Annotated in this window: 17 protein-coding genes and 1 pseudogene; 9 read left to right on the top strand and 9 right to left on the bottom strand. The window is 71.1% G+C overall.

Features of this window, described 5'->3' with window-relative positions:
• Window positions 1–90 precede the first annotated feature (90 nt).
• A complete protein-coding gene (locus ABD437_RS23445; RefSeq protein ID WP_344651384.1) occupies window positions 91–534 on the bottom strand; it encodes a TetR family transcriptional regulator C-terminal domain-containing protein in 444 nt (147 codons plus the stop codon).
• Between ABD437_RS23445 and ABD437_RS23440 the strand changes: the two are divergent.
• Together ABD437_RS23440 and ABD437_RS23435 are read left to right on the top strand one after the other, a co-directional pair.
• Window positions 524–622 (top strand): annotated as a pseudogene (locus ABD437_RS23440) (short-chain dehydrogenase); the annotation flags it as partial. The gene ABD437_RS23445 and the pseudogene ABD437_RS23440 overlap by 11 nt on opposite strands.
• A gap of 101 nt (window positions 623–723) precedes the next feature.
• Window positions 724–885: an SDR family oxidoreductase gene (locus ABD437_RS23435; protein WP_344651063.1), complete on the top strand. Its 162-nt coding sequence runs from the start codon at window positions 724–726 to the stop codon at window positions 883–885.
• A gap of 150 nt (window positions 886–1,035) precedes the next feature.
• Here ABD437_RS23435 and ABD437_RS23430 read toward each other — a convergent pair whose 3' ends face one another.
• From ABD437_RS23430 to ABD437_RS23420, 3 genes are read right to left on the bottom strand one after another with little or no spacing between them, the layout of a single operon-like run.
• Window positions 1,036–1,683: a response regulator gene (locus ABD437_RS23430; protein WP_344651062.1), complete on the bottom strand. Its 648-nt coding sequence runs from the start codon at window positions 1,681–1,683 to the stop codon at window positions 1,036–1,038.
• Window positions 1,680–2,723: a sensor histidine kinase gene (locus ABD437_RS23425; protein WP_344651061.1), complete on the bottom strand. Its 1,044-nt coding sequence runs from the start codon at window positions 2,721–2,723 to the stop codon at window positions 1,680–1,682. Before ABD437_RS23425 ends, ABD437_RS23430 begins: the two co-directional genes overlap by 4 nt.
• Window positions 2,720–3,181, bottom strand: a complete 462-nt coding sequence (locus ABD437_RS23420; RefSeq protein ID WP_344651060.1) for a hypothetical protein — start codon at window positions 3,179–3,181, stop codon at window positions 2,720–2,722. The genes ABD437_RS23425 and ABD437_RS23420 overlap by 4 nt, the downstream gene beginning before the upstream one ends.
• 144 nt (window positions 3,182–3,325) lie before the next feature.
• Here ABD437_RS23420 and ABD437_RS23415 point away from each other — a divergent pair, with 144 nt between their 5' ends.
• From ABD437_RS23415 to ABD437_RS23405, 4 genes are all read left to right on the top strand, one after another.
• Window positions 3,326–4,003, top strand: a complete 678-nt coding sequence (locus ABD437_RS23415; RefSeq protein ID WP_344651059.1) for an ABC transporter ATP-binding protein — start codon at window positions 3,326–3,328, stop codon at window positions 4,001–4,003.
• Window positions 4,000–6,471, top strand: coding sequence for an FtsX-like permease family protein (locus tag ABD437_RS23410; RefSeq protein WP_344651058.1), 2,472 nt, complete (start codon window positions 4,000–4,002; stop codon window positions 6,469–6,471). The genes ABD437_RS23415 and ABD437_RS23410 overlap by 4 nt, the downstream gene beginning before the upstream one ends.
• Before the next feature lie 323 nt (window positions 6,472–6,794).
• Window positions 6,795–7,187: a sigma-70 family RNA polymerase sigma factor gene (locus ABD437_RS43070; RefSeq protein WP_425558217.1), complete on the top strand. Its 393-nt coding sequence runs from the start codon at window positions 6,795–6,797 to the stop codon at window positions 7,185–7,187.
• Window positions 7,184–8,218 (top strand): hypothetical protein, encoded by a 1,035-nt coding sequence (locus ABD437_RS23405; protein ID WP_344651057.1) that lies wholly within the window; start codon window positions 7,184–7,186, stop codon window positions 8,216–8,218. Before ABD437_RS43070 ends, ABD437_RS23405 begins: the two co-directional genes overlap by 4 nt.
• Before the next feature lie 52 nt (window positions 8,219–8,270).
• Here the strand turns inward: ABD437_RS23405 and ABD437_RS23400 are convergent, their stop codons facing one another.
• Together ABD437_RS23400 and ABD437_RS23395 are read right to left on the bottom strand one after the other, a co-directional pair.
• Window positions 8,271–8,885, bottom strand: a complete 615-nt coding sequence (locus tag ABD437_RS23400; RefSeq protein WP_344651056.1) for a response regulator transcription factor — start codon at window positions 8,883–8,885, stop codon at window positions 8,271–8,273.
• Window positions 8,882–10,024, bottom strand: coding sequence for a sensor histidine kinase (locus ABD437_RS23395; RefSeq protein ID WP_344651055.1), 1,143 nt, complete (start codon window positions 10,022–10,024; stop codon window positions 8,882–8,884). The genes ABD437_RS23400 and ABD437_RS23395 overlap by 4 nt, the downstream gene beginning before the upstream one ends.
• Window positions 10,025–10,144: 120 nt before the next feature.
• On the opposite strand from ABD437_RS23395, the gene ABD437_RS23390 reads away from it, so the two are divergent.
• The 3 genes from ABD437_RS23390 to ABD437_RS23380 are packed head-to-tail and all read left to right on the top strand — an operon-like array spanning window position 10,145 to window position 13,918.
• Window positions 10,145–11,626 carry a flavin-containing monooxygenase gene (locus ABD437_RS23390; protein ID WP_344651054.1) on the top strand — a complete coding sequence of 494 codons (1,482 nt, stop codon included), beginning with the start codon at window positions 10,145–10,147 and terminating at the stop codon, window positions 11,624–11,626.
• Window positions 11,616–13,274, top strand: coding sequence for an FAD-dependent oxidoreductase (locus tag ABD437_RS23385; RefSeq protein WP_344651053.1), 1,659 nt, complete (start codon window positions 11,616–11,618; stop codon window positions 13,272–13,274). Before ABD437_RS23390 ends, ABD437_RS23385 begins: the two co-directional genes overlap by 11 nt.
• The gene (locus ABD437_RS23380; RefSeq protein ID WP_344651052.1) at window positions 13,271–13,918 is read left to right on the top strand and encodes an acetoacetate decarboxylase family protein; all 648 of its coding nucleotides are present in this window, start codon (window positions 13,271–13,273) and stop codon (window positions 13,916–13,918) included. The genes ABD437_RS23385 and ABD437_RS23380 overlap by 4 nt, the downstream gene beginning before the upstream one ends.
• 54 nt (window positions 13,919–13,972) lie before the next feature.
• On the opposite strand, the gene ABD437_RS23375 is transcribed toward ABD437_RS23380, so the two are convergent.
• The 3 genes from ABD437_RS23375 to ABD437_RS23365 are packed head-to-tail and all read right to left on the bottom strand — an operon-like array spanning window position 13,973 to window position 18,498.
• Entirely contained in the window at window positions 13,973–16,129 is a 2,157-nt protein-coding gene (locus ABD437_RS23375; protein ID WP_344651051.1) for a 3-hydroxyacyl-CoA dehydrogenase NAD-binding domain-containing protein, read from the bottom strand.
• Window positions 16,126–17,340 carry an acetyl-CoA C-acetyltransferase gene (locus tag ABD437_RS23370; RefSeq protein ID WP_344651050.1) on the bottom strand — a complete coding sequence of 405 codons (1,215 nt, stop codon included), beginning with the start codon at window positions 17,338–17,340 and terminating at the stop codon, window positions 16,126–16,128. Before ABD437_RS23370 ends, ABD437_RS23375 begins: the two co-directional genes overlap by 4 nt.
• Window positions 17,341–17,352: 12 nt before the next feature.
• Entirely contained in the window at window positions 17,353–18,498 is a 1,146-nt protein-coding gene (locus ABD437_RS23365; RefSeq protein WP_344651049.1) for an acyl-CoA dehydrogenase family protein, read from the bottom strand.
• Window positions 18,499–18,519 lie beyond the last annotated feature (21 nt).

Here is an 18,519-nt window from a genome sequence, read left to right as displayed (position 1 = left end):
CGGGATCCGCGCCACGATCCCCGAACCAGCCGACCGGCTGGCCCACCGCCGGCGTCGCGGCCCTAGGCCTCCGCTTCGAGCGCCGGACGCTCAGGCGCCCGCGCCCGCGCTCGCGCCCGCGGAGTCGAGCGTGATGCCGTCGATGGCGGCGTCGGCGATGCGGTTCAGCGTTTTTGGGTCGATGCCCGCTTTGAGCAGCGCCTCGAGTCCGCGGTGCGTGGCGAGAACGAGACCGCCGAGGGCGGCGGAGTCGGCGTCCGGATCGACCTGCCCGGCGCGCTGGGCCTGCTCGACGAGCAGGCGGCAGCTCTCGCGCAGAGTCTCGTACGCCGCGCGTGACCGGGCGGCGATGGCCTCGTCCTCCCACGCCAGTTCGGCGGTGGTCTTGGCGAGCAGGCAGCCGAGCCGGTCGGTCGCCTCCGGCACGGTGAGCCAGGTGCGGAGACGGTCGAGCGCCTGGTCCTCCGGACCGTCGACCCGGGCTGCGGCGCTCTGGTCGGAGTCGGCGCAGTACTGCGGCGCGATCGTCAACATCTCCTCCGGATCGGCGATCCTGCCCGGGCCGCCGCTGTCGCACTACGGCGCCGCGAAGGCCGCGCTCAACGCCTACGGCAAGGCGCTCGCCGCTGAACTGGCGCCGGCCGGGATCCGCGTCACCACGATCATGCCCGGCGACTGCTCACCCCTGGAACCGATGCGATCCGCCAGAACTTCGCCGACGCGATGGGCGTCGAGCTGGGCGCGATCACCGCGGGCATTCCCCTGGGCCGTCCCGGTGATCCGCGTGACATCGCCGAGGCCGTCGCCTTTCTCGTCTCGGACCGAGCGCAGTGGATCACCGGCGCCAGCCTGAACGTCGACGGCGGCGAGCTTCCCGCCATCTAGCTCCGGACCCGGTCAGCCGCTGCCTCGTGGCCGAGCGGCTGACCGGGTTTCGTACCCGACTCCCACGCGCCGAAGCCGGTCGTCCGGACCGGCGACTCTCCCCGCCAACGACCGGCCGGACGATCGCGTCACGATCAAGCTCGCCACCCCCTAAGCGCCCGCTCCGCTCTGGTAGGTGAAGACGACGAGTTGCGCGCGGTCGCGTGCGCCCAGCTTCACCATCGCGCGGCCCACGTGGGTCCGTACCGTGGCCGGGCTGATCACGAGCCGGTCGGCGATCTCGTCGTTCGACAACCCCTCGGCCACCAGCGCGGCGATCTCCTGTTCCCGTTCGGTCAGGCTCGACCAGCGCGGATGCGGGGCGGACCGCCGGCTCGGACGGTCGACGAACGTTTTCACGACCCGGCGCGTGACCGACGGGGAGAGCAGCGCGCCGCCCGCGACGACACCGCGCACCGCGTCCAGCAGATCGGTCGGGCGGGTGTCCTTGAGCAGGAACCCGGAGGCACCCACGCGCAGCGCGTCGAAGATGTACTCGTCGATCTCGAACGTGGTGAGTACGACGATCCGCGTCTCCGGGCTGGCCGCGACGATCCGCCGCGTCGCCTCGATCCCGTCGATACCGGGCATCCGGACGTCCATCAGCACCACGTCCGGGCGGGTCTCGGCCGCGACCGAGACGGCGGAGAGCCCGTCCGCGACGTCACCGACCACCTCGAGGTCGGGTTCGTTGTCCAGCAGCGCACGCAGCCCCAGGCGCACCAGCGCCTGGTCGTCGGCGATCAGGACCCGGATCACGCCGGTAGCACCGCGACCACCCGGAACCCGCCGGACCCGTCGACCGAGAACCTCCCACCCACGGACGTCACCCGCTCACGCATGCCGGCGATCCCGTGGCCTTCGGTGAACGGGCCACCGGGACCGGTGTCGGTCACCTCGATCTCCACCGCGTCCGCACCGTAGCCGACCCGCACGGTCGCGGTGGCCGGCCCGGCGTGACGCAGCACGTTCGTCAGCGACTCCTGGACGACGCGGTACGCCACCAGGTCCACCGCGCGCGGAAGCGGCCGGGCCTCGCCGGTCACCACCGTTCGCACCGGTGTGCCGCTGGCGGCGATCCGGGCGGTCAGCACGTCGAGCCGGGCCAGGCCGGCCAGCGGCGCCCGGTCACGCAGGATCTCCAGCGTGGCGCGGAGCTCGTCCAGCGCCTCCCGGCTGGTGGCGCTGATCGCGGTGAGCGCGGCCTCGGCCTGCGACGGTTTGGTCGGCAGGAGGTGCAGCGCGATGTCGGCCTGCATCGTGATCGCGGCCAACCCGTGGCCGACGACGTCGTGCACCTCCTGGGCGACGCGCAGCCGCTCGTCGTCGGCGGCCCGCTGGGCCTCGGCCGCGGCGGCCTGCCGGTTGAGCTTCACCGCCGTGCCCACCGCGAACGGCACGACGATCCAGGCCGAGCCGGGCAGCAGCCCCGGCAGCAGCGACTCGGAGAACAGCAGGTGGCCGAGCAGCACGAGCATCGCCGCGCCGCTGATCAGCACGGCCCGGCGCACCGGGTACCGCAGCACGACGGTGTAGGTGGCGATCGCCACCGCGATCAGCACCGGGCCGTAGGGGTAACCCGCGATCAGGTACGACGACACGGCCACCGCCGACACCGCGAGCGTGGCCGCCGGGAACCGCCGCCGCACGACGAGCACCAGGCACGCGATCGCGGTGAGCACGTACCCGACCGCGTCCACGGGGTCCGCCGCGGGTTGGACGTGCCCGAGCTGACCGGCCACCGCCAGGCTCAGCCCCGTGAGCGCCGCCGCGAGCACGGCGTCGAACGCTCGGCTCATAGTCGTTTCCACGGCTTCGAAACGCTCAGGACCGTCGTCAGGAGCAGCAGCGCACACGCCACCGACGGCGCGACGACGTAGTTGACCGCGTCCCGTGACGGCAGTTCCGAACCCCGGCGCGCCGCTTCCCGCAGACCCGGGGCCAGTACGAACAGCACCAGCACGTTCATTACGACGGTCACCGCGAGCTTCACCGCCACCCACCAGTACCGGAGCAGCCCCCACTTGGTGCCGAGGCCGCTCAGCATTCCGGTCACCAGCGCCGCGAGCGCCAGTGGAGTGATCAGCACGGTACCGATCAGCCCCGCGACGGGATAGACGACGTCCGGCCCGCCGGCGGCTCCGGTGAGTCCGGCCACGCCCAGCACGAGCAGGACGGCGTCCGCACCCAACCAACCGACCGACGTCGCGATGTGAATGATGAGCACCGTCTTCCGCCCGCCCGGGGTGAGTTTCATGGCTTCGATCGTCGGGTTCTCCCGGGCGAAAAGCGTCCGCTCAGATGCTGGTTCGGCGCCCTCCGGCCTACGTCAGCTGACGTACCCGAAGTGCCGTGCGCACGAGGACGACCAGTGACGGGTGCCGACGCCAACCTGATCGGCATGACCACTGAAGCCGCCGCCCGCACCGTCCGGGCGCGCAAGACCTACGGACACGGCGAAACCGCGGTGACCGCGCTCGACGACGTGACGGTCGAGTTCGGCCGCGGACGCTTCACCGCGATCATGGGCCCGTCCGGGTCCGGCAAGTCGACGCTGATGCACTGCCTGGCCGGGCTCGACCCGCTGACCTCCGGCGAGGTGTACCTGGGTGACACCGCGCTGTCCGGTCTCTCCGACGCCGCGCTCACCCGGCTGCGTCGCGAACGCATCGGGTTCGTCTTCCAGGCGTTCAACCTGCTTCCGACGCTGACCGCGGCCGAGAACATCACGTTGCCGTCGGCGCTGGCCGGCACCGCTCCGGACCGGGAGTGGATCGCGCTGGTCACGGCCACGGTCGGGCTCGGGGACCGGCTCGATCACCGGCCTTCGGAGCTCTCCGGCGGCCAGCAGCAGCGGGTCGCGGTCGCGCGGGCACTGGCCACCCGGCCGGACGTCGTGTTCGCCGACGAACCCACCGGCAACCTCGACTCGGCCGCCGGGGCGGAGCTGCTCGCGTTCCTGCGCCACGCCGTCGACGAATTCGGGCAGACCGTGGTGATGGTGACCCACGACCCGGTCGCCGCCGGTTACGCCGACTCCGTGGTGCGGCTGGCCGACGGGCAGGTGAGCGAGTCGTGACGAGGGTCCTGCTCGCCGGGTTGCGGGCCCGGCGCCGACGGTTCGTCGGCACGTTCGTCGCGGTGCTGCTCGGAGTGGCCTTCCTGGCCGCCACGCTGACGATGACGGCCACCATGACCAGCGCGATCGACGGGTTCTTCAGCGAAGCCAACGCCGGCACCGACGTCGTCGTGCGCAGCTCCACCGCGTTGGCGGACGGTCCGAACGCGACCCGGCCGCCGCTCGCCGGTTCCGTGCTCGACACCGTGCGTGCCGTGCCGGGCGTCGAGGTCGCCGCGCCGGTCGTCGAGGGCTTCGGGCAGTTGCTCGGGCGCGACGGCACCGCGATCGCGGTGAACGGGCCCCGGCGGGCCGCGTCGTGGGTGGCCGACCCGGCCCTCAACCCGTGGAAGGTCGCCCAGGGCACCGCGCCGACCGCCCCTGGTGACGTGGTCGTCGACCGCGCGGCCGCGACGATCGGTGACCTGCACGTGGGTGACCGCACGACGCTGCTGACCCCGGCCCCGGAGCCGGTGCGTGTCGTCGGCATCGTGACGTTCGGCGACTCCGACGCGTTCGGGGGAACCTCCTACGTGGGGCTCACCCCGGCCGACGCCAGGGCGTTCCTCGCCGGTGGACGCGACCAGCTGACGTCGATCCAGGTACGCGGCCGCGGAGCGGACCTCGCCGGGAAGATCGACGCGGTACTGCCGCCGGGTGTGCAGGCGATCACCGGCGCCGCGGCCACCGACGAGACGACCGCCGCGATCAACGACGGGTTCCTCACCGCGCTGCGGGCGCTGCTCGGCGCGTTCGCGGGGGTCGCGCTGCTGGTGGCCGTGCTCAGCATCCACAACACGTTCGCGATCCTGGTGGCGCAGCGCACGCGGGAGACCGCGCTGTTGCGCGCGGTCGGCGCCGGGCGGGGACAGGTGCTCGCCGGGGTGGTCGCCGAGGCGCTGGTGATCGGCGTCGTGGCCACCGCCGCCGGCATCGCGGCCGGATACGGGTTGGCCGCGCTGCTCAAAGCGGTGTTCGGCGCGCTGGGGTTCGCGGCGCCGGTCGACGGGCTGGTGTTCCCGCTGTCGACGATCGTGATCTGCGCGCCGGTCGGCGTGTTCGCGACCGTGCTCGCGGCCATCGGACCCGCGTGGCGTGCGTCCCGGGTGGCGCCGCTGGAGGCGTTGCGTGGCGCGGCGGCCGAGCGCGTCGGGATCTCGCGGGTACGCGTCGGCGTCGGGGTGGTGCTCGGGTCGGCCGGCACGGTGGCCGTCGTCGTCGGGTCCACGGTGGGAACCGTCGGTGCCGGTGCGGTGCTGATCGTCGCCGGTGTGCTCGCGCTGGCTCCGCTGCTGGTCCGGCCGCTGTCCCGGCTGCCGCTGCGGGGTGTGACCGCCGGACTGGCCCGGCGGAACGCGCGCCGCAATCCACGTCGCACCGCCGGTGCCGCGGCCGCACTACTGGTCGGCGTCGGCGTCGTGACCCTGTTCACGGTGGCCGCGGGCTCGCTGAAGGCGGCCTCGGCCACGGACGTGGAGACGACGTTCCGCGGCGACTTCGCGGTGACCAGCGGCGCCCGCTTCGGCAACGGGTCGCTCCCGGCCGACCTCGCGCCCGCGCTCGCGCGCCTCCCGCAGGTCGCGACCGTGGCGGCGGTCGGCGGTGGGCCCGCCGTCGTCGGTGGTTCCGGCACGAGCGTCAGCGCCGCCGACCCGCCGTCGCTGGCTCGCGTCCTCGCTCTTCCGGACGCCACGGGCGCCCCGTTGACGTCGCTGCGGCCGGGACGCATCGCCGTGGCCGACGACTCCGGGCACGCGCTCGGCGACCGGGTGCGCGTGCAGTACCCGGACGGCTCGGCCGCGACCGACGAGGTCGTCGCCGTGTACGGACGCAGCCAGCTGGTGGAGCCCGTGCTGATGAGCGCGCAGGAGTGGGCGCCGCACGCGACCCAGGCGCTGGCGTCGGCGGTGTACGTGGAGCTGGCGGACGGGGTACCGGTCGCGGACGGTCGGCGCGCGATCGTCGCGGCGGCGCGTGCCTACGGGAGCCCGACGGTGTCCGACGCCGGGGAACTCGCCGGGCTCGGCGCCGAAGCCATCGGCCAGCTACTCAACCTGGTGTACGTGCTGCTGGCGATCGCGGTGGTCACCGCGTTGCTGGGCATCACGAACACGCTCTCGCTCGGGGTGCACGAGCGCACCCGCGAGCTGGGGCTGGTGCGTGCGGTGGGCGCCACCCGGCGCCAGGTCCGCGCGATGGTGCGCTGGGAATCGGTGCTGATCGCGCTGTTCGGCACCGTGGTGGGGGCGGCGCTCGGCACCGCGCTGGGCTGGGCGTTGATCCGGGTCACCGACACCGGCTTCTCGATGCCGATCGTCCCCTTGCTGGTGATCGTGTCCGGCGGCGCGCTGGCCGGCCTGCTGGCCGGAGCCCGCCCGACCCGAACCGCCGCCCGCCTGGACGTCCTCCGAGCGATCGCGACGGGCTAGCTGATTCCCGCGGCGGCAACCGTCAGCCACTGGTGGCGCTAGCAGCCACTCTTTGAGCACCAACGGTCACGAACATGTGGGAAGCCCGCGTGAAGTGGTCCCCCAAAAAACGCCGAGGTCTTGGTTCACGCGAGTGCCCTCCATGTCCTCTTCTGAGCAACGTCCGGCCGCGAAGCGCTGCGAGAGGAAACTGCTCATGGATGCGAGCACGACAGCGGAGATCATGGCAGCGATCATCTGTTCGACACTCCCGACGTTAGTGCGCTGCGCTCGGCCGCGCCGCGGGCCGAGAGTCGCGCCGAGGACCCTCCGAATCACACTGGATGTCAGTCAGACGGCGGCGCACCTTGGACACGCCAGGGACGTTGTGCCTGACGGTCTGCTGCACTGAAAAGCGCACAGCCTCCCGAACGTATCTCCGGTACCTGGTCGCCGCACGGGAAATTCCGGTCGGCGAAATCGTCGAACGGGGGCCACTGCTCGATGCAGGGCTCGACCTCGACGTGTGGGAGCAACGCCACGACATACTCGCCGCGCTGCGCGCTTTACCGGAACGGCAGCGCCAGGTCCTGGCGTGGACCCACGACGGTTTCACTCCGGATCAGATCGCGACGGAACTAGGGCTCACTGCGGCAGCTGTTCGCGCGTCTCTCTACAAGGGCCGACGCGCGTTGGCAGCCCAGCTCGCTCGCCCCGGATCAGAGGTTTCACCATGACCAATTCCGAGGACTTGACGCTTGCGGCTGGCTTGCAGAGCCGGAACGACACGCTGCTCGACGACCTGGTCGGGACGCTCGACGTGGCAGCCGGTCTCGCTGACGCCCTTCTGCCGCGCAAAAACAACGCGATCGCCGACGATCTCGGGGACCTCCTCGACTTGGACGCCGGTCTGGCCGCTGTCCTCCCGACGTCGCGTCATACCGAGCGTCCCCCCGAGCACAACACCGACCAGGCGTCCTCGACCGATGCAGATGCAGATGCATCCCCAGACAACTGGGCTTTCGGCGATGCCAGTCAGGTTGCCGGCCGACAGTATCGCTTCGAGAGCCTTGCCGCGGTCGCGCTGCTAGGACGCGCTGCCACTCCGGAGACTCGCTTGAGGCTGCGGACGGGACCGAGCCTCGAAGTACTCGAGGCGATGATCGACGCCATCGCTCTTGCTCTCCTGCTCAGTCGTATCGACTACCACGATTCCATCGCCACTCCGTACTCGAAGTCCGACCACAGCATCAGGTCCATCAACCATGCCCAAGACATCGACCAAGCGTTGACGCTGGCACAGGCTCTTACCCGTGCGCTCAGTCTTGGCCCGCTGTTTCAGCCCGGCGGCGACGCTTCCATCGCTGGGAAGCGCGCTCAAAGGGTCGCGCTGGAACTCTCGCAGGCGCTGTTAGGAACCCTCCAAGCGTCCGACCCTTACTCACGCTTGCACCTCGGTCTCAGCACCCATCTCGACCGTGAGATGCGCCTTGCCCGCTTGGGAGGGCTGACCTATCGGATCGAGTTGCAAGGGGACGCTGCCGCTGCGCGAGCCGTCTGGGACGACTTCACTCGCGCCAATCTCCGGCAGGTAGAGCTCCGGGGACTCGAGCTCGGTGGCGTGAGGTGGTCCCGGGCCGGCACGACGTGGCCCCCCACGTGGATCAGCGAAATCGAAGTGAACTCGGACCCCGCTGACGACGACCCGAACGTGCTCGTGGTCCGCGGTGGCCGCCGACGTGCCGACAGCGAGATGGCCCTCGTGTGACGCGTAGGCGCCAAGTGCCGACCGTCCAGTGCTCGGCACTCAGAAACCGGCCCTAACCGAGCAGCCAGCCGTTCGCCTCGGCCAGGCGGACGGCTTCGGCTCGGGTGCGGGCGCCGGTCTTGCCGATCGCGGCGGACAGGTGGTTGCGTACCGTTCCCTCGGACAGATGCAATTCCTTGGCCAGGTCGGCCACCGTGCCACCGGCCCTGGCGGCGCGCAGGACGTCGGTCTCCCGGTCGGTGAGGGGGGTGGCGCCGGTTGCGAGGGTCTCCGCGGCGAGGGTGGGGTCCACGACTCGCAGGCCGGAGTGCACCCGGCGCACCGCGTCGGCCAGTTGCTTCGCCGGGGTGTCCTTGACGACGAAGCCGCTGGCGCCCGCCTCCATCGCGCGACGCAGGTAGCCGGGGCGGCCGAACGTCGTGACGATCAGGACCTTGCAGGTGGGGAGCGCGTCGCGGACGGCTTTGGCGGCGGCGATCCCGTCCAGGCCCGGCATCTCGACATCGAGCAGAGCGACGTCGGGCCGGTTCGCCACCGCCGCCGCGGCCACCTCGTCGCCGCGGCCTACCTCGGCGACGACGGTCAGGTCGGGCTCGAGGTCGAGCAGGGCCGCCAGCGCGCCGCGGACCAGCGCCTGGTCGTCGGCGAGCAGCAGCCGGATCGTCATTTGGCTCCGTTCAGCGACACGCGGAGGAGGAAACCACCCAGGGCAGAGCGTCCGACCGCGAGCGTGCCACCTACCGCCTCGACCCGCTCACGCAGCCCCGCCAGCCCGTTCCCCTCGGTGGCCACGGCTTCGGCGGCACCGCGTCCGTCGTCGCTCACCTCGACGCTGTCCCGGGCGACCGTGACCACGCAGCGGCGGGCCGCGGCGTGCCGGATCACGTTGGTCACTCCCTCGCGCACGACCCAGCCGAACAGCTCACGCCGCTCCCCCGGCACCTCGTCCAGCGCGATCGGCAGCTGCGCGTCGATGCCGGCGGCGTCGAGTGCGGCCCGGGCGCTGACGATCTCGCCGGCCAGCGTCACCGCGCGGTACCCGCTGACCGTGCGCCGGACGTCGGCGAGCGCCTCCCGGGAGAGCCGCTCCAGGTCGGCGACCTCACGCTCGGCGCGTTCCGGGTCGGCGCGGATGAGTCGCCCGGCCAGCTCCGCTTTCACCGTGATGACGGTGAGCGAGTGCCCGAGGATGTCGTGCAGGTCCCGGGCGGTGCGGGCACGCTCCTCGGCGACCGCGAGCTGCGCGACGGTCTCCTGCGCGGAGATCAGCTCGATGTTGCGCGCGATCATCTGACGCACACCCCAGATCGCCAGCGCGGACACCACGATGCCGAAGATCAGCCCGGCGCCCGTGCTGTAGCCGGGCACGAACGCGTCGAGCACCAGCGTCAGGACGAGCAGCCCGACCGCTACCGCGACCCCGTACCGCAGCGGCAGCACCATCATCGCCGCGGCACTGATGTAGACGAGCGTGGCCAGCGCGTCGGCCCCGGACGCCGGCACGGTGAGCGCGGCCAGCACGACCAGGACGCAGACCGCGGACCAGCTGCGCCGGACCTCGTCCTCCCACAGGCGGAACCGGGTCGAGCGGACGAACGTGAAGATCGCCAGGTACCAGAGCGCGAACGCGAGCAGCGCCGCCAGCCCGAGTACCCGGAGCACGACGTTGTCCTGCTCCCAGGCCACCTGGGCGGGATCGATCAGGTAAAAAAGCCAGATTCCCCCGAACAACCATCCGAATCGCGCCATTCTGGGGCGTCCGGGAAACGCGGCCGTCGACCGCGCGATCGGTTCGGTGCTGGTCATGGCGGTCACGCTAACGCGGAAACCCAACCACTAGACACGGGCACCGACGCGCTCCAAGATACATACCGTCAAGACTGCATCTTTTTTCGTGAGCCACTACCCAACGCCGGGGGTGAGCACGTGCCGGAAGAATCCGTACGCGTCCTGGTGGTCGGCGCCGGATTCGGGGGACTGTCAGCGGCGGCGCACTTACGTGCCGCCGGCTACCGCTCCCCCGACGACCTGCTGATCATCGAGAAGGCCGACCAGGTCGGCGGCACCTGGCGGGACAACACCTATCCGGAGTGCGCCTGCGACGTGCAGTCGGTGCTGTACTCGTTCTCGTTCGCGCCGAACCCGGACTGGCCGCGCTCCTACAGCCGCCAGCCGGAGATCCTGGACTACCTGGTGCGCACGGCGCGCGACACCGGACTGATCGACCACGTCCGGTTCGGATGCGAACTGATCGGGGCCCACTGGGACGGCACCCACTGGATCGCCGAGACCTCGAGCGGCACGATCCGGGCCCAGGTGCTGGTGGCCGCCACCGGCGCGCTGTCCGCCCCACGCCTGCCCGACCTGCCCGGCCTGGGCGGGTTCAGCGGCCACGCGTTCCACTCCGCCCGCTGGGACCACTCGGTGCCGTTGAAGGGCAAGCGGGTCGGCGTCGTCGGCACCGGTGCGTCGGCCGTGCAGTTCGTTCCGGCGATCGCGCCGGACGCCGGGCAGCTCACCGTCTTCCAGCGGACGCCGGGCTGGGTCATCCCCCGGGGCGACCGCGCCTACGCCGCGGCCGAGCGTGCGCTCTTCCGGCGGTGGCCGATCACGCAGCGGATCGCCCGCGGATCGACGTACCTCTACCGCGAGAGCTACGTGCTGAGCATGGCCCACTTCCCGAAGCTGCTGCCGGGAATCCAGTTGGTCGCCGAGACCCACCTGCGGCGTCAGGTGAAGGACCCGGAACTGCGCGCGAAGCTGCGCCCGCCGTTCCAGATCGGCTGCAAACGCGCGCTGCTCTCCGACGACTGGTTCCCCGCTCTGCAGCGGCCCAACGTCGAGCTGGTGACCGCGGCCGCCGCCGAGGTGACCCCGGACGGTGTCGTCGACGCCGCCGGGCGCAAGCACGAGCTCGACGTGCTGATCTTCGGTACCGGGTTCACGCCGACCGAGCCGCCGGTGGCCCGCCTGATCACCGGCCGGGCCGGGCTGACGCTCGCCGAGACCTGGGACGGCAGTCCGCGCGCCCACCTCGGGATCACCGTCCACGGCTTCCCGAACCTGTTCCTGATGTACGGCCCGAACACGAACCTCGGGCACAGCTCGATCATCTACATGCTCGAGTCGCAGGCCCGCTACGTCGTCGACGCCGTCCGCACGCTCGACCGCGCCGACCTCGCCTCGCTCGAGGTGCGCGCGGAGACCGAACACGACTACGTCGCCGACGTCCACCGCAAACTGGAGCGGTCGGTCTGGAACCAGGGCGGGTGCGCCAGCTGGTATCTCGACCGCAACGGCCGCAACAGCGTCATGTGGCACACGTTCACGTGGCGGTACCGGCAGGCGACGCGCCGCATCGACCTGGACAACTACCACTTGAAAGCGGTGCCGCTGAATGCACTATGACGTGCTCGTGGTGGGCAGTGGTTTCGGCGGCAGCGTCACCGCACTGCGCCTCACTGAGAAGGGGTACCGGGTCGGCGTGCTGGAGGCCGGCCGCCGGTTCGACCAGGACACGCTGCCGAAAACGTCGTGGGACCTGCGTCGGTACCTGTGGGCGCCGCAGCTCGGGTGTTACGGGCCGCAACGCATCCACCTACTGCCCGACGTGCTGGTGATGGCCGGCGCCGGCGTCGGCGGTGGGTCGTTGAACTACGCCAACACGCTGTACCAGCCGCCGCGGGCGTTCTTCGACGATCCGCAGTGGGCCGGCATCACCGACTGGGCCGACGAGCTCGAACCGCACTACGAGCAGGCCCGGCGCATGCTCGGCGTCACGACGAACCCGTCGGTGACACCGGCGGACGTCGCGATGCGCAAGGTCGCGGACGAGATCGGAGCCGGGGACACCTGGCGCTCGACCCCGGTCGGCGTGTTCTTCGGGCCGTCGGGCGAGGATCCGTTCTTCGGCGGCGCCGGGCCCGACCGGGTGGCGTGCACCGAGTGCGGCTCGTGCATGACCGGTTGCCGCGTCGGCGCGAAGAACACGCTGACCCAGAACTACCTGTACCTGGCCGAGAAGGCCGGTGCCGAGGTGCACCCGCTGACCACGGTGAAGTCGATCCGGCCCGGCTGGACCGTCGAGACAGTCCGCAGCGGCCGCCGATCGGGCAAACGGACGTTCACCGCGGATCACGTCGTGCTGGCCGCGGGCACGTACGGCACTCAGCGGCTGCTGCACGCGATGCGCCCGACGATGCCGGAGCTCTCGCCCCGGCTGGGCCACCAGACGCGGACGAACTCCGAGGCCGTGCTCGCGGCGACGTCACGGCGTCGGCACACGAATTACAGCCGGGGCGTGGCGATCACCGCGTCGTTCCACCCGGACCCGAAGACGCACATCGAGCCGGTGCGTTACGGGCCGGGCAGCAACGTGATCGGCCTGCTCCAGACGTTGCTCGTCGACGGCGGGCGCGGCCCGCGCTGGCTGCGCGCACTCGGGGTGGCCGTCCGCAACCCCGGCGCGGTCTGGCGCAGCCTGTCCGTGCGCCGCTGGTCGGAGCGCACGGTGATCGCGCTGGTCATGCAGGAGCACGACGACTCGCTGGTGGTGTCGGGCAAGCGCGGGCTGCTCGGCGGCCAGCGGCTGCGGACCAGGCCCGGCCCCGGCGAGCCGCCGCCGCGGTGGATCCCGGTCGGTCACGACGTCGTGCGGCGCCTCGCCCGCGAGGTCGACGGCGACCCGGGCGGTTCGTTCGCCGACATCGCGAACATCCCGATGACCGCGCACTTCATCGGCGGCTGCGCGATGGGCGCCTCGGCCGACGAGGGGGTCATCGATCCGTGGCACCGGGTGCACGGCTATCCCGGGCTCTCGATCATGGACGGGTCGACGGTCTCGGCGAACCTCGGCGTGAACCCGGCGTTGACGATCACCGCGCTCACCGAGCGGGCCTGCTCGTTCTGGCCGAACCGCGGCGAGGCCGACCCGCGTCCGGAACTCGGCGAGGCCTACCGGCGCGTGGCCCCGGTGGCACCGGGCAATCCGGTCGTACCGTCGCACGCACCCGCTGCGCTCCTGTTCCCGACGATCAAGGTTCGAGACTCCTCATGAGAATCCCGTCAGTTCCCGAGTCGCTACTGGCCACCGACGTCGTACTGCCGGAGAGCTCGGCGCCGGCTCCGTGGAAGACGAGGATCGACGCCGCGTTCTGGTGGCACCGGGCGTCGCCGGAGGCGGCGGCCCAGCTGCCGGTCGAGCTGCGTGCGCTCGGAACCATCCCGGTGACGCTGGTGGCGTTCGTGCGGTACCGCGAGTCGCCGGTCGGCCCGTACTCGGAGGTCTTCGCCAGCCCGGTGCTGCTGCGTCAGTGGCCGGTGCCGCCGCTGCACGTGCCGTTCATCGCGGTGGACTCGCTGGCGTCGGTGCACGGGGGCCGCGTGAACTGGGCGCTGCCGAAGACGGTCGCGTCGTTCGAGTGGGGGCCGTCGTCGATCGCGGCCTCGGGTGACGGCTGGGACGTCGCCGCCACGGCGCAGGCGTCGACGCCGAAGTTCCCGGTGGCCGGCGGCCTGAAAGTCGTGCAGCTCTTCGACGAGGGCCCGCGGCCGGCCTGGGTGGGGCTGTACGGCCGCGCCCGGCTGGGGCGGGTCACCGTGGCCGCGAGCGGACCCACGCTCTCGTCCTGGCTGCTCCCGGGCCGCCACCCGGCGCTGATCATCAGCGACTCGACGATGAACGTCGGCGCGCCCCGCTGACACGAACGGAGGGCCGGCAGCTCCGTAGCGTGCCGGCCCTCCGTGTCCGTGGTGCTACGCGAGCGCCTCGCGGAGCGAGCCCGCCGCCACCGCGCGGTCGCGGAGCAGCGCGGGCGGGCGGAACCGCTCACCGAACTTGTCGGCGAGTTCGTCGGCGCGGGCCACGAAGCCCGCCACCCCGCCCTCGTACTGGTCGACGAACTGGGCGACGCCGCCCAGGCCCGGCGGGAACCCGATCCCCATGATCGAGCCGATGTTCGCGTCCTCGACCGAGGTCAGCACGCCCTCTTCGAAGCACCGGGCCGTCTCCACGGCCATGATGAACAGCAGCCGGTCCTGAGCGTCCCGGAACCGGATCGGGTCGTGGCCCGCGCCCGGCGCGAGCCCGTCGACGTTCGGCGGGAACGCCTCGGCGAGCCCGGGCCACACCGTCTTCGTCGGCTCCCAGTCGAAGAAGCCCTTCCCGGACGCCTTGCCGGTGCGGTCATGCTCGCGCACCAGCGTGCTGAGCACCTTCAGACCCGGGTGCTCGGCGGCGCCGCCGCCCTGCTCCTCGATCTTCAGCGGCAGCGTGAGCGTCACCTCGTCGAGCAGCGTCAACGGCCCGGCCGGGAAGCCCGACTGCAGCGCGGCCCGCTCGACGCTCATCGGGGGCAGACCCTCGCCGAGCATCGCGGCGCCTTCCATCACCATCGTCCCGAACACGCGGCTGGTGAAGAACCCACGGCTGTCCTTGACGACGATCGGCGTCTTGCCGATCGCCCGCGTGTAGTCGTACGCCTTGGCGACGGCCTCCGGCGACGTGTTCGCGCCGACGATCAGCTCGATCAGCGGCATCTTGTCGACCGGCGAGAAGAAGTGCACCCCGACCAGGTCGGGCAGGCCCGCGCCGTCCTGCAGCTCGGTGATCGGCAGCGTCGAGGTGTTCGACGTGATCAACGCGTCCGGCGCGGCCGCGGCCGCCTCGGCGAGCACCTTGTGCTTCAGCGCGGTGTCCTCGAACACCGCCTCGATCACGAAGTCGCACCCGGCGAGGTCCGCGGTGTCGGCGGTGGCGTGGATCCGCCCGAGCAGCGCGTCGCGCTTGGCTTCGGTGCTGCGTCCGCGCGCGATCTGCTTGTCGAGGATCTTCTGCGAGTACGCCTTGCCCTTCTCCGCGGCCTCGATCGACACGTCGCGGAGCACGACGTCGATACCGGCCTTGGCCGTGACGTAGGCGATGCCGGCGCCCATCATGCCGGCGCCGAGAATCCCCACCTTGGTGGGCTTGAACGCGGGCACGTCGGCCGGACGGCTGCCGCCACCGTTGATGCGGTTCAGGTCGAACCAGAACGCCTGGATCATGTTCGTCGAGGTCTGACCGGTGGCCAGGTCGGCGAAGTAGCGGCCCTCGATCACGAACGCGGTGTCGATGTCGACGAGCAGGCCCTCGACCGCGGCGCAGAGGATGTGGTGCGGCGCCGGCAGGTGCGCACCCTTGAGCTGCTTGCGCAGGTTCGCCGGCAGCGCGGGCAGGAACCCGGCCAGCGCGGGCGAGTTCGGTGAGCCGCCCGGCACCTTGTAGCCCTTGGCGTCGTAGGGCTGAGTGGCCTGCGGGTTGGCCGCGATCCATTCGCGGGCTTTGACCAGCAGGTCGGCCGGATCCGTGACCACCTCGTGCACCAGCCCGAGGTCCTTCGCGGCCGACGCGCGCAGCTGCTGGCCCTGCAGGAGGAGCTGGGTCAGCGCGGTGACCAGACCGAGCAACCGCACGCTTCGGACGACGCCACCGGCGCCGGGAAGCAGGCCCAGCGTGACCTCGGGGAAGCCGAGCTTCGTGCCGGGCGTGTCCAGCGCGATGCGGTGGTGCGCGGCCAGCGCGATCTCCAGGCCGCCACCGAGCGCGGCGCCGTTGATCGCGGCGACCACCGGGACGCCGAGCGTCTCGATCGTCCGCAGGCGGCGCTTGATGTCGTCGACGGTGGTGAGCAGCTGGTCGCGGCTCTCCGGGCTGGCCTGGATCAAAGCGTCCAGGTTGCCGCCGGCGAAGAACGTCTTCTTCGCGCTGGTGAGGATGACGCCGGTGATGTCGTCCTTCTCCGCGACGAGCCGGTCGACGGTCTCGCCGAGCGCCGCCTCGAACGCGGCGTCCATCGTGTTCGCCGACGCATTCGGCGCGTCCAGCGTCAGCGTGACGACGCCGTCCTCGGCACGGTCCCAACGGATGCTCACAGCTTCTCCACCACCGTCGCGATTCCCATTCCGCCTCCGACGCAGAGCGTCACCAGTCCGTACCGCTTCTCCCGGCGTTCCAGCTCGTCGACCATCGTGCCGATGAGCATCGCGCCGGTCGCGCCGAGCGGGTGCCCCATCGCGATCGCGCCGCCGTTGACGTTCACGATCTCCTCGTCGAAGCCGGTGTCGGCCATGAACCGGAGCACCACGGCCGCGAACGCCTCGTTCATCTCGACCAGGTCGATGTCGTCGACCGTGAGCCCGGCCTTGGCCAGCGCCTTGCGTGACGCCGGGGCCGGGCCGGTGAGCATGATCGTCGGGTCGGCGCCGGAGACCGCGGTGCTCACGATCCGGGCCCGCGGGGTCAGGCCATGCTTTTTACCCGCGGCTTCGCTGCCGACGACCACGAGCGCGGCGCCGTCGACGATGCCGGACGAGTTACCGGCCGTGTGGACGTGCTCGATCCGCTCGACCCAGTGGTACTTGTCGAGTGCCACCGCGTCGAAGCCACCCTGGTCACCGATGCCGGCGAAGCTGGCCGGCAGTTTGCCGAGCGACTCCACCGTGGTGTCGGGCCGGACGTGTTCGTCCTGGTCGAGGACCGTCGAGCCGTTGAGATCGGTGACCGGCACGATGCTGCGCGCGAAATACCCGTTGGCCCAGGCCTTGGCGGCGCGCTGCTGCGAGCGGGCGGCGTAGGCGTCGACGTCCTCGCGGGACCAGCCGTGCAGGGTCGCGATCAGGTCCGCGCCGATGCCCTGGGGGACGAACCCGGTGTCGTACGCGGTCTCCGGGTCCTGGGCCCAGGCGCCACCGTCCGACCCCATCGGCACCCGCGACATGGCCTCGACGCCGCCGGCGAACACCAGGTCCTCCCAGCCCGAGCGGACCTTCTGCGCGGCGATGTTCACCGCTTCCAGACCGGACGCGCAGAACCGGTTGAGCTGGACGCCGGACACGGTCTCGGGCAGGCCGGACGCGATCGCGGCGGTCTTGGCGATGTCGGCGCCCTGCTCGCCCACGGGGCTGACGACGCCGAGCACGACGTCGTCGATGTCCTGGGGATCGAGCTGTGGATTGCGGGTCCGTATCGCGTCGATCAGACCGGTGACCAGCGAGACCGGCTTGACCGAGTGCAGGGAGCCGGTTTTCTTGCCACGGCCGCGAGGGGTGCGGATCGCGTCGTAGACGTACGCTTCTGTGCTCATTGGCCGCCTCCGTTACACGCCGAGCGAACGCCCGACGATCTCCTTCATGATTTCGGTCGTTCCGCCGTAGATCGTGGTGATCCGGGTGTCCGTGTAGGCCCGCGCGACCGGATATTCACGCATGAAGCCGTAGCCCCCGTGCAATTGCAGACAGCGGTCGACGACCCGCTTCTGCATCTCCGTGGTCCACCACTTCGCCATCGACGCGTCGACCGCGGTGTACTGGCCTTTGTTGTGCTCGGTGACGGCCTTGTCGAGGTAGGTCTCGGCGAGTTCGAGCTCGGTCGCCATCTCGGCGAGGGCGAAGCGGTTGTGCTGGAAGCTGCCGACCGGGCGTCCGAACGCTTTGCGCTCTTTGACGTACTCCAGCGTGCGGTCGAAGATCGAGCGCGCTCCGGCCACCGCGGCGACCGCGATCGAGAGGCGTTCCTGCGGCAGCATCGTCATCAGGTGGATGAAGCCCTGGTTGAGCTCGCCCACCACGTTCTCTTTCGGGACACGCACGTCGTCGAAGAACAGTTCCGCGGTGTCCTGGGCCTTCATCCCGATCTTGTCGAGGTTGCGGCCGCGTTCGAAACCCGCCATGCCGCGTTCGACGGCGATGAGGCTCAGGCCGTGGGCGGCCTTGGCGTCGGGGTCGGTGCGGGCGACCACGAGGACGAGGTCGGCGTGGATGCCGTTGGTGATGAACGTCTTCGAGCCGTTGAGGACGAAGTCTGATCCGTCGGGTTTTGCACTCGTCGAGATGCCCTGCAGGTCGGAGCCCGCGCCGGGTTCGGTCATCGCGATCGCGGTGATGAGCTCGCCGCTGCAGAACCCCGGTAACCAGCGCTGCTTCTGCTCGTCGGTGGTGAGCTCGGTGAGGTACGGCGCGGTGACGTCGTTGTGCAGCGAGAACCCGACACCGCTCGCCCCGACCGCGATCGTCTCCTCGGTGAGCACGGCGTTGTAGCGGAAGTCCTTGATGCCACCGCCGCCGTACTGTTCGGGCACGTCGGTGCCGAGGAGCCCCTGAGCGCCGGCCGCGGTCCAGATACGGCGGTCGACGAGGCCCTCTTTCTCCCACTCGTCGTGGAAGGGGACGACTTCCTTGGCCAGGAAGGTGCGTGCGATGGAGCGGAAGGCTTCGTGGTCTTCCTCGTAGAGGGTGCGGCGCATCCTTGCGTCCTTAAGGTCAGG

It is taken from the genome of Cryptosporangium japonicum (assembly GCF_039524755.1).
Lineage (GTDB): Bacteria > Actinomycetota > Actinomycetes > Mycobacteriales > Cryptosporangiaceae > Cryptosporangium > Cryptosporangium japonicum.
The sequence above is the reverse complement of the archived record's forward strand: the minus strand, read 5'-3'. Positions and strand labels throughout refer to the sequence as shown.